This is a genomic window from Amycolatopsis sp. cmx-11-32 (assembly GCF_047608695.1).
GTDB lineage: Bacteria > Actinomycetota > Actinomycetes > Mycobacteriales > Pseudonocardiaceae > Amycolatopsis.
In genome coordinates, this window is record NZ_JADNQN010000003.1 from 435,101 (window position 1) to 447,926 (window position 12,826).

Consider the following 12,826-nt stretch of genomic DNA (forward strand, 5'->3'; position numbering starts at 1 on the left):
CTCTTTTGGAGAGAACCGCCATGAGACGCACCAGAAAACGACTACTCAGCGCACTTACCGTGCTACTCCTCGCCGCCGGGCTCCTGGTGGCCGCGGGAAGTCCGGCGATGGCGGCGGGCCGCCTCCGCGCCGCCTTCACCTTGACCGGCACCACCGGTGAGTACACCGTCACCAACCCCAGCAGCGAAACCGTCGCCGACTGGTCCATCACCTTCACCGTCCCCGCCGGCGTGACCGCCACGAGCGGCTCCAACGCCACGGTTTCCCAAGCGGGCAACCAGGTCACCCTCGTTCCGGCGTATTACATCAAATCCCTCGCGCCGGGCCGTTCGACCTACCCGTACAGCCCGTCGTTCAGGCTCAGTTCCGCGGTCAACCCGACCACGTGCCGGATCGACGACGCCAACTGTGACGGTTCGGGCGACACGCCGCCGTCGACGCCGGCCAACCTGCGCCTCGTGGCGAAGACGACCACGACCGCCGCGCTGGCCTGGAACGCGTCGGTACCGGGCTCGCTGCCCGTCGCCCGTTACGACGTCTACCAGGGCACCACGCTGGCGGCTTCGGTCACCGGCACCGAAGCGAGGATCACGGGGCTGACGCCGAACACGGCGTACAGCTTCACCGTCGTCGCCAAGGACCGGAAGGACGCCAAGTCTCCGGCCACCCCCGCCCTGGCGGTCACCACCAACAACCCGGGCGACGACACCCAGGCGCCGACGGCACCGTCGAACCTCCGCTCGACCGCGGTCACGGCGAGTTCCGTCGCCTTGGCGTGGAACGCCTCCACCGACAACACCGGCGTCGTCTCCTATGACGTCTACCGTGGCACGACCCTCGCCACCACGGTGACCGGGACGACCGCGACGGTGACCGGTCTTTCACCGTCCACTTCGTACAGTTTCACGGTCAAAGCCCGTGACGGCTATGACAACGTCTCCGCGGCGAGCGCCGCCGTCAGCGCTCGCACCGGCGACATCGTGAACGGGTACGCCCGGGTCGGTTACTTCGTCCAGTGGGGCATCTACGGCCGCCAGTTCTTCGTCAAGAACCTGGTGACCAACGGATCCGCGAGCAAGCTGACGCATCTGCTGTACGCCTTCGGGAACATCGACCCGGTCAACCACACCTGTCTTTCGGGTGTCACCAAGGGAACGACGTCGAATCCCCAGGACCCGAACCAGGGTGACGGCGCGGGCGACGCGGAAGCCGACTACTCGAGGCCGATGTCCGCGGCGCAGTCCGTCGACGGTGTCGGCGACACCGGCTGGGAAACGTTGCGCGGCAACTTCAACCAGCTGAAGAAGCTCAAGGTCAAGAACCCCAACCTGAAGATTCTCATCTCCTTGGGCGGCTGGACCTACTCGAAGTACTTCTCCGACGTCGCGGCCACGGCCGCGTCACGGCAGAAGTTCGTCGCGTCGTGCATCGACACGTACCTGAAGGGGAACGTGAAGGCGTACGGCGGCGCCGGCGGGCCGGGCACGGCCGCGGGCATCTTCGACGGCATCGACATCGACTGGGAGTGGCCGGGCAGCCCCGACGGGCACCCCGGGAACCACTGGAGTGCCAACGACAAGACGAACCTGACCGCCCTGCTGGCCGAGTTCCGCACACAGATGGACGCCTACGGCGCCACCACCGGCAAGCGGTACGAACTGCAGGCGTTCACCCCCGCCGACCCGGCGAAGGTGAGCGGCGGCTGGGAGATCCCGAAGATCTTCGACTACCTCGACGTCGCCAACGTGCAGGGCTACGACTTCCACGGCTCGGGCAGCGACAACTCGTGGGAGCCGAACCGCACCGGCCATCAGGGGAACCTGTACGCCGACGCGGACGACCCGTACAACTTCAAGTTCAGTGTTGAGTCGGCGATCAACGCCTACACCAATGCCGGGGCCAATCCACGGAAACTGACACTCGGCCTCGCCTTCTACGGGCGAGGGTGGCAAGGGGTCGCGGCCGGCGCGAAGAACGGTGAATGGCAGAGCGCGACCGGAGCCGCGCCCGGCCAGTTCCCCGAGGAAGCAGGTACCCGTGGCTACGCGAATCTCCTGGCCAGTGTCCCGAACTGCACCGTCCAGCACGACACCGCGGCCGTGGCCACAGCGTGCTACACGGGCAACGGCGGGCAATGGTGGACCTTCGACGACGCCTGGTCCATCCAGCAGAAGGTCGCCTGGCTCAAGACCAGAGGACTGCTTGGAGTCATGGCATGGGAGATGTCCGGTGACACCGGATCCCTCATGACCACAGTGGACAACTCGCTGAAGTAGTGATCACTGAAGGCCTTCTTGCCTACCATGAGGGCAGGGTCGAGGTCTTGCAGGTCAGGCGGTTGATTCGTCGCTGCGTGAGCACACCGGTCGCGGAGCTCGATCATCAGATACCCCGCCGCACACCCGAGTGGGGAGGATTTGGGACGTTCGACCTCCCGAATCCTCCCCACTCGGCCCTTACAGGCACTAGCGATGCCAAGCCCGGATCACCAACAGCAGCGCAGAGCAGCAGCTCCGCGACCCGCCGGGCCTTCACCTTCTCCGCGGTTTGCTGCACAGTGTGCCTGTGACTCCTGCGAACGACGACCGCATCCTGATCATCGTCGGCTCCTACACCGCCGCGAGCGACGGCAACGGCGAAGGTATCGGCACCTTCTGGCGAGACGGGCGGACCGGGGCGCTGACCCCGGCGGGCTCGCTCGCGCTGGACTCGCCGAGCTGGCTGACCCCGCATCCCACACTGCCAGTGCTCTACGCCGTGAACGAGACGGCCGAAGGGGCGATCACCGCCGTGGCGGTCGCCGAAGACGGCACCCTGGAGGCCCTGAACTCGCTGCCGACCGGCGGCGCGGATCCATGCCATCTGGCGATCACTCCCGACGGCCGGTACCTGTTCTGCGCCAACTACGGCGGCGGAAACCTGGCCGCGTTCGCGCTGGGTCCGGACGGGTTGCCCACCGTGCGTACGGTGCTGGTCCAGCACGAAGGCACCGGCCCCGACGCCAGGCGGCAGGAAGCCGCTCACGTCCACATGGCCGTGGTCGACGAGAGCGGCACGCTGGTCAGCGCGGTCGACCTTGGCACCGACGAGATCCGCAGCTACCGCCTCAGCGAGAAAGGGGACCTGGTCCCCGTCGCGGTGTCGGCACTGCCCGCGGGGACCGGCCCTCGGCAGCTGGTCCGGCGCCCGGGCACGAACCACGCGTACGTCGTCGGCGAACTGGCCGCGTCGCTGGTGACGGTGCGCGAAGAGCCGCCGGGCACGTTCACCGTGGAGAACTCCGTCCCCGCGACGCTCGAGCCCGGTCACGACAACCTCCCGGCGCAACTGGAACTGTCCGGAGACCGGCTGTTCTTGTCGAACCGGGGACCCGAAACGATCACGGAGTTCGGTCTCGACGGCGTAACTGTCGCCGACCACAGGACCGGCGCATGGCCGCGGCATTTCTCCGTTGTCGGCGACCATTGTTATGTCGCGGCACAGAGCGCCGACATGATTCAGGCCTACGAACTCGCGACCTGGACTCTGATCGGCAGTTATCCCATCGGGAGCCCGGCGTTCGTTGGCCCCTGGCGGCACTGAAACAGGCCACGACGCGATGATGTCGAGCCCGTACGCTCCACTGTCCCGGTCACCGAAACCGCGTGCCGTCGTCGAATGTGGTCCCTATTCGACTCCGAACATCGGCTGTACCGACGAACGGCAAGACGCGATCGCCGCGTATTCACTTTCCCTAGCCTGGTACCTCACGCGCGACGTGAAATACGCGACCAAGGCGATCCGGATCATGGACGCTTGATCCGCCGTGCTGAAAGATCGCACGAACAGCAACGCGCCCTTGCACTCGGCGTGGTCGGCCTCCTCGTTGCCGCGCGCGGCGGAGACTGTCGAGCCCACTTACCCGAGCCGCTTTGGCACCATGCTCCGAAACGTGTACCTGCCCGAGGTGATCAACAGCAGTCACGGCAACGGGAACTGGGAACTCAGCATGACCGAGGTCGCGATCGGCAGCGGCCTGCACACCCGCGACAAGATCGCGAAATACCGCAAAGCCAGACGACGTTCGTCAACGGCCTCTCACAGGAGACCTGTCGCGACTTCACCCACACCGGCTACGGTCTCGCCGCCGTCGCGAACTTCGCCGAGACCACTTGCATTCAGGGCCAGGACCTCTACCCGGAGATCGCCGACCGCCTCCGCGAAGGCCTCGGCTTCCACGCGAAGTACCAGATGGGCGCGGCCATCCCGTCGTGGCTGTTCGGTGGCAGCCTGAAGCTCGGCCTCGGCCCGATCACCGAAGTCGGCTACAACCACCTCGGGCACACCATGAGCAACACCGAGGCCCTCACCCTGCGCCAGCGCCCCGCGGGCCCCGACGGCCTGTTCGTGTCCTGGCAGACCCTCTCGCACGCGGACGACCCACAGTGACTCCGTGAGGGCCGCCTGATTGCGGCAGGGCGGCCCTCACGGTCCGTTTTCGCAGGTCAGACATACAGTTACCCCTGGTTGCAAGCCCGGTTTCGGGACCCGCTAAAGTACTCACATCGCACTCCACGGAGCGCGGGTCCGGGCTGTGGCGCAGTTTGGTAGCGCACTTGACTGGGGGTCAAGGGGTCGCAGGTTCGAATCCTGTCAGCCCGACCGGAACGAAGAACCGCTTGATTTGGACGAAAGTTCGGGTCAGGCGGATTTTTCGTTATGCCGCAAGAGATTTACGGTGCACACCGAGGCAAGCGCTTGGGACCACGTGGGGACCAGATCGATTTCAGGGCTCCTGGCGCACTTGACTGAGGCAAGATGGAGTCAGCGAGCCTACTTCGAACGGGTGGATCCTGCTGATCAAGCGTGATTAACCACGTCGGCGCCGCACGCGGCAGTCTCCCCGCGGAGGTGAACAATTCCTACGCACTGTCACCACACGTTCACGTGCCGTCATGAGAGAATGGCAATGATATCGGCGGGTCGAGTTGCCTGGCCCGCCCACGCCGCGCGATGCGCGGCCATTGCTCTATCGAGAGGAAGGGCAAACGTGTCGTGATTGGCGGGCGAGTCGACTGTGGGCCGAAGGCTCCCCTCGCCTCGTCTGACGCGGCGAGGGACGCCTTCGGGACCCGTTCACGCGCGGCCTGAATATCTACAAAGGTCATATTTTGTGGCCAAATGCTCGATCAAGACCCGCGCAAATGGCTTGAATCAGACACCCGCGTCCCGAAAGTGTCCTTTGTGGATAGTCAAGGAGGGTCTGGTCTCCCAACCGAGCCCGTTGCCGCCGCGAACCCGCCATGCCCTGTTTGACTTACCCCTCAATATCCCGAATCGCCCTCACGACCCCTCGGGTCGGGCCGGTGGTCCCGCCAGTCACGCGAAACCGCCCAGCAGTAGGTAGCCAAGGCGCGGTTGACGCCAACCCGAACCGCCACTCACGACCCGAGCACTAGGCGCGGACGTCGAGGGAGATCGCGGCCCGCACCTTCTTCTCCAGTTCGTCCAGTTCGCCGGGGGTGACGGCGTCGATGAAGAAGCTCACCGAGCGGTCGTCGGAACTGGCCAGCGGCCTCAGTTTCGTGCCGCGCGGCTGGTGGACCAGGACCGCGCGGAGGGTGGGGGCGTCCTCCGGGGCGCCAGGCAGGATGTCCGGCCAGACGCCGCTGGAGCCGATCCACACCGGGTCGACGTCCGGCCAGTCGACGAGGACGTCGGCCAGTTCGCCGGTTTCGTGCTCGAGGTAGACCTGCCGGGCGTAGCGGCTCGGGCTCGGGTACGCCGCCTGCTCGCCGAGGGCGATGCGGATGATCTCCGGTTCCAGCGGGGCACCGGTGGCCAGTTGGTAGAGCACCAAGAGCCCGTCGCCGGGAGTGCGGCCGGCGATCTCCATCAGCCGGGGGACGCCATCGGAGCCGACCCGCCATTCGGAGTGCGCGATGCCGTCGGCGAACGCCAGTTTGCCCAGTAGCGCGCGGTTCGCGCCGAGCACGCTGTCGCGGACGCCGTCGTCGGCGGTGGGCACGCTGTGCGCGAGTTCGACGAACGTGCGGGCGTGCGAATCGGTGGTCTCCTTGCCGGTGACCGACGCGAAGATGACTTCGCCTTGCTGCACAAGGCTTTCCACCGAGTACTCCGGGCCGTCGACCTTCTGCTCCACCAGGACGACCTCGTGCCCGGGGTACTCGGCGAGACGACGGCGCAGCTCACCCTCGTCGCGGACCGTCTCCACCCCGGAACTCGACGCGCGGCCGGCGGGTTTGACCACCGCCGGATACGTGACGCCGGACAGATCGGTGGTGTCGCGGTCGCCCGCCGGGATGGTCAGCGACGGCGGGCTCAGCTCCGGCGCGTACCAGCGTTGCAGGAACTTGCTGCGGCACGCGCGGCTGGCGCGCAGTCCGGGCGACGGGACGCCGAGCGCGTCGCACAGCAGGCCGGTCGGTTCGGCCAGGTAGTCGCCGACGGCGTAGGCGCCGACGATGTCGTACCTGGCTCGCCAGGCGGTGGCCTGCGCGACCGCGCCGGCGAGAAAGGCGCCCTGCACGGTGAAATCACCGGAGACGTAGCCGATCTCGGTGATCTGCGAGGCCGGGTTGTCCTGGTCGCCGACCGCCGCTGTCGCCTGGTCGCGGTAGGACTCGGCGGTGATCACCAGGACACGCAGGCCGCGCCGGGTCAGCTCGCCGAGGTAGAGCGGATTGCGCCGGATCACCGGGAACGAGCCGGTGAGGATGACGGCGCCGGGCTTGTCGGTGGACGGGGTCATACTGCCTCCTCGCTGGTCGGTTCAGGAATCGGTGACGTGGATCGGCAGGCCCTGCCCGGCAAGGCGATCCAGCCAGCGTTCCGCGGTTGCCGGATCGGGTGCGCCCTGGACCAGGCCCGCAGGCAGGTTTCCGTCGAGCAGTTCGCCGATGCCGAGGGCGAGCGGCAAGGACACGCAGCGCGCCATGGCGCTGGCCCCGGGGTCGCCGACGAGATCCAGCGAGTACCGGCCGGACCAGGCGCGCCCGTCCTCGCCGCGGGCGGAAAGCTCCACGGCCAGCACGACGCGGTCGCGGTCCTGCGCACCCGTCGGGTAGCGGGCGGCGAGTTCGGCGGCCAGCTCGGTGATCCGGTCCGAATCACCCTCGCGCAGTTCGGCGAACACGTCCGCCCACGCGTCCAGCCAGCCGTCCAAGCGCAAGGTGCCGCGGACGAAAGCGTCCAGCCGCCAGGTTTCCGGCAGCCCGTACTGACGGATGTAGGGCAGGCTGTCGCGGTTGGGATAGACCTCGAACCGCTCACCGTCGAGGTCCAGCGGCCGCGCCACCTCCCACGGCCGGTCGGCGACCTGCTTGTCCCCCGCCTCGACGTAGTGCGCCGGCGTGAGCAGCGCGGTGAGCACGCCGCGCGGCGCCCAGCTGAACCGGTAGCGGAAGTCGTTCGGTTCCGCGGGCACCCCGCCGCAGTAGGAGGTGAACGCCGCGGTGGCGCGCGAGTCCTGGCCCAGTGCCCGCGCCGCGCGCGTGACCAGGACGTCGGCGAAGAGATGGTCGATGCCCGGGTCGAGTCCGATCTCGGTGAGCACGGTCAGCCCGGCACCGGACGCCTTGTCCGCGTCGGCGCGGATCTCGTCCGACGCGTAGCTGCTGCACGCGAAGTGCGCACCCTTGTCCAGGCAGATCCGCAGCAGCCCGGGGTGTTCGGTGCCCGGCAGCATCGAGACGACGACGTCGCCCGCGGTGACCTCGGCGGCGAGCGCCTCGGGAGTGAACGCCCGCGGCTCGCCCTGAGCGCCGAGCCGGTCCAGGCAGGCGGCGGCCTTGGCTTCGGTGCGGCCCCAGACCAGCACGCGGGCCCGCTCGGCCAGGGTGGTCAGGCCGGGTCCGGTGGACAGTCCGGTGCCGACCCAGTGCACGGCCGGGGTGTCAGACATGGTCTTCCTTCCGATGGAGGTCGTGGCTTTCGCGGGCGGTGGTGAACGCGGTGACGGCGCGCCGCCAGACGTCGGAATCGCCGAGGGCGGTCAGATGCGGGCCCAGATCCGCGGCGAAGTCCACGGTGGCCTCACGGGGCAGCAGCGACGGCAGGTTGTCGATGGCGATCACGTCCAGCCCGTCGAGCCGGAGCACCGGCTCCTCCCAGGTGGTGGTTTCGTCGTAGATCGGCAGCGCGTGGGCGGGCGAGCCGACGTCGCAGGTGACGTCGGCGACGATGGACAACCGCCGCGGGCGGCGCAGTGTCTCCGCGGTCAGGAACGGGGTGATCGGGCCGGTGGCGAGTACCGCGTTGACCAGGATGTCGTGGTCGAGCAAGGCCGTCACGTCGAGGTCCTTGGTCTCTTCCAGGTCCCAGCGGGTCACTTCCGCGCCCGCCGCGGTGAGCGCGTCCCCGGCGCCACGGCCGCAGCGGCCGAGGGCGCCGATCACCAAGGCGCGCACAGGTTTCCCGTCCGCGATCAGGGCTTTGTCGAGGTCCTCACGGGTGCCGGGTTCCAGCGGCTTACTCAGTTTGCCGCGGTGCCGCAGGACGGCGAGCGCGGCGCCGATATACCCGGCCCAGTACCCGAAGGCGGCGACCCGGCGGCCGTGGTCGTCGACGAGGCTCTCCAGATCCAGCAGGGCCCCACCGCCGTCGGTGAAGCGGCGCAACAGCTCACGCGCGCCGGGCTGGTTCTTGTAGGCGTGCCCGAAGAAGATGTGCCGATGCCGCAGCGCGTCGGGCTGATCGGGCAATTCCTTCAGCCCCAGCACATGGACGTCGTCCGGGGCGTCGGGCCAGCTTCCCGCCGGGACGAGCGCGCAGCCCGCGGCGGCGTACTCCTCGTCGGCGAACACCCGTCGCGGCGACCGTTCCACGCTGACGGCGACGCCCCCGCGGACCAGGTCCCCGGCCGAATCCGGGGACAACGGCGCGCGCCGCTCGGTCGACCGGAACTCTTCGCGCATCAGCAACTTCAACTCGGTCACAACACCAGCTCCGCACTCTCGTCTTCGGTGGACTCGGCCGCCGCGAGGTCGTTTTCGACGTCGCGAAGCAGCGGCTGCTCCAGAAAGTAGGCGAAAGAGGCGTAACCGCGCCAGATCCGGTGCCATTCCCCCGCGACGGCCGATTCGCCGCTGGTGCGCCGCACGCGGTCGAGGTACGCGACGATGATGTCGGCGGCCTGTTTGGCGTGTCCGGCGGAGAAGTTGTCGATGGTCAGGTGCGCCTGTTCGTAACAGTCGTCGAAACCGTGGTGGCGCAGCTTCTGGATCTCGTGCAGCCGCATCTCGCCGGAGCCGAACATCTCGATGGCCAGGTTGTAACCCAGGATCTCGTTGTAGAAGCGGTCCGGGAACAAGCACATCGACAGCTGCTGCAACGCGAAGCCGTACATGTCGTCGGGCAGTTCGTCCTGGTCGGCGAACTCCTCGGTGCGGATATGCGGCAGCTCCCTGCCCTGGCTGACCATCGCGCGGCGGGTGAGCGTGAGGTGGTTCTTGCGCAGGTCGCCGTTGCCCATCTCGTCGGCGTGGATGCGGAACAGCATCCCGTCGCTCTCCCGCTCGCGGCGGCCCAGCCTGCCGACGCGGTGCAGCCAGGCGCCGTCGATCAGATAGGTCAGCTGGTAGGTGCTCTGCCGGAACAGCACCTCGTCGGCGTCCGGGACCTCCTCCAACGGCTTGTACGGGTCGACCAGCTTCTCCCAGTAGATCTTCTCCGCCCGCGCGTAGAGGGCGTCGGCGTCGTAGTCGAAGAAGCTGGCGTCGGTGTAGCGGCCGCCCGCGCCGTGCACGAACAGCACCTGAGCGTCGGCGAAGCACCGCTCCGCGCGTTCGATCGCCACGGGCAACGTGTTGGCGTGGTTCTCGATGGTGATCAGCCGGTAGAACAGGTCGCGTTCGTCGGACGGCGGCGAGTCGTCGAACACGACGTCGTCCGGCGCGGCCTCGGTGATCGCGGCCGACCAGCGGGCGGCGGCGTCGTCGCCCACGGTGTTGAGCCGTACGGTGATCGACGGCCGGTCGCCCTTGTGCACGGTCGCGACCCACTCGGCGAGCACGGCGGCTTCCCGCTCGTCGAAGATGCCGAACATCGGCCCGCCGAACCGGGTCGCGGCGAGGAACCAGCAGTCCCCGTCCGGTTGTTCGGCCAGGTACGGGGATTCCCGGAAGTCGGTGAGGAACGCGGCGAGCACGGCGGGGTCGGCACCACCGGCGGCGCGGCCGAATTCGGCGAACACGTCCACCAGCCGCCGCTCGCCCAGCGCGACCCGGCCGTGCTGCCGTCCGGCCAGCGGCGCGTGCCGGGAGATCACCTGGGCGACCTGCGACTCCAGCGTTTGCGCGCGGCGGAACTCGGCCAGTTCGGTGAGCAGGCCGGCCTGGTCCCGTTCGAGTGACAGTGTCAGCGCGACCGCGGCCAGTACTCGTTCGCGGTCTTCCGGGCTCGCCTGCCCGGCGTATTCGGCGAGCAGGGCGTCGAGGTCGCCCGCTCGGATCGGCGGCGGCGTACCCAGCAGCTTGTCGTCGACGCCCAGCCGGTGGAAGGCGTGGTGCAGGCCGACGACCTCGGGCAGGAAGTTGCCAGGCAGCACCGAAAGCGCCAGCGGGAAACAGGCGAGCAGGACTGTCGCGGGCCGGGCCCCGGCACGGTCGAGGAAGTCCGCGGCGGCGATGTCCGGCAGCGCCGCTCCGGCGTCTTCCAGCGCCCGGGCCCGGCGGTGCTGGGTGGATGCGAGCGGGTCGCCGCCCCCGGCGAGGTCGAAGTGGTGGGCGAACAGGCGGTTCACCACCACGGCGGGCTGGGTGGCCGGTTGCGAGACCGTGTCCAGCCAGCAGCCGTCGAGCAACGCGAGCACGCCGCGCTGACGCAGCAGATCCACGCGGATCTCCGGTTCGGCGGTGGCGACGGCGTCCAGCACCGGGGCGAGATCGGCGCGAGCCTGTTCGACGAGTTCGGCGACAGCCGCGGGCAGGTCTTCGACGGGCTCCCTGCGGGCCTGGCCCAGGAAAGCGTGCAGGACCCGGCGGGCGAGCAGCAGTGTCGCCTCGGATTCGCGCTCCTGCAACAAGGTCCGGAAGATCTCGTGCGGGCCCGCGGCGATCACCGCGTCGACGGCGTCACCGGTGCCGGGTGTGAAGTGGAAAGGCTTACGTGGCAAAGACGTCGTGGTGTCGTCGGGGACGAGGGTCGGCTCAACGGCCATCGGTCGCTCCTTCCGGTTTGCGGACCAGGACCCCGGCGCGGGAGCCGGGGACGCTCGACGCCAGCAGGTAGTGCCCGCCGGGGCGGACCCGTCCCGCCGCCTCGCGGTCGGCGAGGTTGATCAGCGGGTCCGCGGCGAAGCAGTGGCCGATCCGGGTGATGTTCGTGGTGTCCAGCTGGGCGGGGGCGAATCCGGCTTGCCGTTCTTTCATCACCAGCAGCGGCAGGTAGATGTTGGCGTGCAGCAAGGCATCCAGGTCCCGGGTGTCGATACCGCGGGTGCCGAGGAGCTGCTCGTTGACCTGCTTGGCGAGATCGGAACTGATCTCCGAAGACCAGTCCAGCGACGCGGTTTCCTGGGCGGACGCGCATCCGAGCACCTCGTAGGCGTCGCTCTCGGCGCCGACCAGGCAGGCGGCGGCGCCGTCGCTGAACAACGCGTAGCCGGTGATCCGGGTGTTCTCGTCGAACACCCTGTCCGCGGTGACGACCAGGATCCGGCGGAAGCGGCCGACGGCGACCAGTGCGGTGGCGACGTCCAACCCGGACAGCAGATTGACGCAGCGGCCCATGCTCACGCCGTAGACGGGGATGTCGCCGAGACCGAGCCGGGTGAGCACACCGCGGATGAACGCGCCGTGCCCCTCCGCCGGACCGGGCAGGTAGGTGGAGCAGAACACGAGGGCGTCGACCTCGCCCGGGTCGGTCCCGGTGGTGCGCAGGGCTTCCGTGCCCGCGTCGACGGCGAGGTCGTCCAGTCCGCGTTCGGTGCGGAAGACGCTCCCCCAGCCCCACATCCGGGGTTCGAGGGCGAGCCCGTACTCCTCGGCCTTGGCTTCCAGACCGGGCAGGTCCGCGTGGTCGATCTCCTGTTCCCCGAGCACATATCGAGGATCGCTGAGGAACACCGTCATCAGATCACCTCCACGTGCGTCGCGGCTTCGGCGTGCGCGCGCAGCAGCGACACGACCGGCTCCGGATCCGGATCGAAGTAGAAGTGCCCGCCGGGAACGCGATGCTGCTCCGGCGGCTCGGCGCACTCCTTGTCCCAAGGCGCGACCTGGGCGTCGCCGACGTGCGGGTCCTCGGTGCCGACGATGACCGAGACGCCGATCTCCAGCGGAGGCGCCGGCCGGTAGCGGTAGCCCACGGCCAGGTCGAAGTCGGCCTTGAGACCGGGCAGCAGCAGATCCAGCACGTCCTTGTCGGCGACGACGTCGGGCGGGAACTGTCCGAAGAAGGCCAGCGCCTCGGCGAATTCGGCGCCTTCGAGCCCGGCGATCCCGCGCACCCGTTCCGAGGGCAGCAGCGAGGGGCCGGAGATCCCGGACGCGGTGAGATGGCCGACGGCGTGGACGTCACGCAGCCTGCGGGCGACCTCGAAGGCGAGCAGCCCGCCGAAGCTGTGGCCGAACAGCTGCGCCGGCCGCGGGTCCCGGCCGACCTCGTCGGCGATCGCGTCGGCGATCCGGTCGGCGAGGTCGTCGAACACCGGGAGCGGTTCGTGCGCGCGGTGCGCCTTGCCCGGCGGGCAGACCGCGACGACGTCGGCGTGGTCGTCGAGACGCGGTTGCCAGTCGAGGTAGGCGCGAGGATCGCCGCCCGCGTAAGGGAAACAGAAGACCCGGGCGGGGCGATCACCGCCGCGGGTGAGGAACCAGTCGGGCAC

At 68.8% G+C, this 12,826-nt stretch carries 9 protein-coding genes and 1 tRNA gene; 4 read left to right on the top strand and 6 right to left on the bottom strand.

The window, feature by feature from the left end; translation table 11 throughout:
* Nucleotides 1-107 precede the first annotated feature (107 nt).
* From ACM6LR_RS10945 to ACM6LR_RS10960, 4 genes are all read left to right on the top strand, one after another.
* The gene (locus tag ACM6LR_RS10945; RefSeq protein WP_414943801.1) at nucleotides 108-2,276 is read left to right on the top strand and encodes a glycosyl hydrolase family 18 protein; all 2,169 of its coding nucleotides are present in this window, start codon (nucleotides 108-110) and stop codon (nucleotides 2,274-2,276) included.
* A 289-nt stretch (nucleotides 2,277-2,565) separates the two neighbouring features.
* Nucleotides 2,566-3,582 carry a lactonase family protein gene (locus tag ACM6LR_RS10950; protein ID WP_414943681.1) on the top strand — a complete coding sequence of 339 codons (1,017 nt, stop codon included), beginning with the start codon at nucleotides 2,566-2,568 and terminating at the stop codon, nucleotides 3,580-3,582.
* Nucleotides 3,583-4,230: 648 nt separating this feature from the next.
* Entirely contained in the window at nucleotides 4,231-4,428 is a 198-nt protein-coding gene (locus tag ACM6LR_RS10955; RefSeq protein WP_414943682.1) for a hypothetical protein, read from the top strand.
* A gap of 139 nt (nucleotides 4,429-4,567) precedes the next feature.
* Nucleotides 4,568-4,641: transfer RNA gene (locus tag ACM6LR_RS10960), tRNA-Pro, on the top strand.
* 793 nt (nucleotides 4,642-5,434) lie between these two features.
* On the opposite strand, the gene ACM6LR_RS10965 is transcribed toward ACM6LR_RS10960, so the two are convergent.
* From ACM6LR_RS10965 to ACM6LR_RS10990, 6 genes are read right to left on the bottom strand one after another with little or no spacing between them, the layout of a single operon-like run.
* Nucleotides 5,435-6,751 carry an ATP-grasp domain-containing protein gene (locus ACM6LR_RS10965; protein ID WP_414938808.1) on the bottom strand — a complete coding sequence of 439 codons (1,317 nt, stop codon included), beginning with the start codon at nucleotides 6,749-6,751 and terminating at the stop codon, nucleotides 5,435-5,437.
* A gap of 21 nt (nucleotides 6,752-6,772) precedes the next feature.
* Nucleotides 6,773-7,903: a saccharopine dehydrogenase family protein gene (locus ACM6LR_RS10970; protein ID WP_414938807.1), complete on the bottom strand. Its 1,131-nt coding sequence runs from the start codon at nucleotides 7,901-7,903 to the stop codon at nucleotides 6,773-6,775.
* The gene (locus tag ACM6LR_RS10975; RefSeq protein WP_414943683.1) at nucleotides 7,896-8,936 is read right to left on the bottom strand and encodes a saccharopine dehydrogenase; all 1,041 of its coding nucleotides are present in this window, start codon (nucleotides 8,934-8,936) and stop codon (nucleotides 7,896-7,898) included. The genes ACM6LR_RS10970 and ACM6LR_RS10975 overlap by 8 nt, the downstream gene beginning before the upstream one ends.
* Nucleotides 8,933-11,158: an iron-containing redox enzyme family protein gene (locus ACM6LR_RS10980; protein WP_414938805.1), complete on the bottom strand. Its 2,226-nt coding sequence runs from the start codon at nucleotides 11,156-11,158 to the stop codon at nucleotides 8,933-8,935. The genes ACM6LR_RS10975 and ACM6LR_RS10980 overlap by 4 nt, the downstream gene beginning before the upstream one ends.
* A complete protein-coding gene (locus ACM6LR_RS10985) occupies nucleotides 11,148-12,071 on the bottom strand; it encodes a hypothetical protein (protein ID WP_414938804.1) in 924 nt (307 codons plus the stop codon). Before ACM6LR_RS10985 ends, ACM6LR_RS10980 begins: the two co-directional genes overlap by 11 nt.
* Nucleotides 12,071-12,826, bottom strand: a complete 756-nt coding sequence (locus tag ACM6LR_RS10990) for a thioesterase II family protein (RefSeq protein ID WP_414938803.1) — start codon at nucleotides 12,824-12,826, stop codon at nucleotides 12,071-12,073. The genes ACM6LR_RS10985 and ACM6LR_RS10990 overlap by 1 nt, the downstream gene beginning before the upstream one ends.

Coding starts and splice junctions, on each gene's coding strand:
- ACM6LR_RS10945 (WP_414943801.1), top strand. CDS start 108: ATGGCGGCGGGCCGCCTCCGCGCCGCCTTCACCTTGACCGGCACCACC.
- ACM6LR_RS10955 (WP_414943682.1), top strand. CDS start 4,231: ATGGGCGCGGCCATCCCGTCGTGGCTGTTCGGTGGCAGCCTGAAGCTC.
- ACM6LR_RS10965 (WP_414938808.1), bottom strand. CDS start 6,751: ATGACCCCGTCCACCGACAAGCCCGGCGCCGTCATCCTCACCGGCTCG.
- ACM6LR_RS10970 (WP_414938807.1), bottom strand. CDS start 7,903: ATGTCTGACACCCCGGCCGTGCACTGGGTCGGCACCGGACTGTCCACC.
- ACM6LR_RS10980 (WP_414938805.1), bottom strand. CDS start 11,158: ATGGCCGTTGAGCCGACCCTCGTCCCCGACGACACCACGACGTCTTTG.
- ACM6LR_RS10985 (WP_414938804.1), bottom strand. CDS start 12,071: ATGACGGTGTTCCTCAGCGATCCTCGATATGTGCTCGGGGAACAGGAG.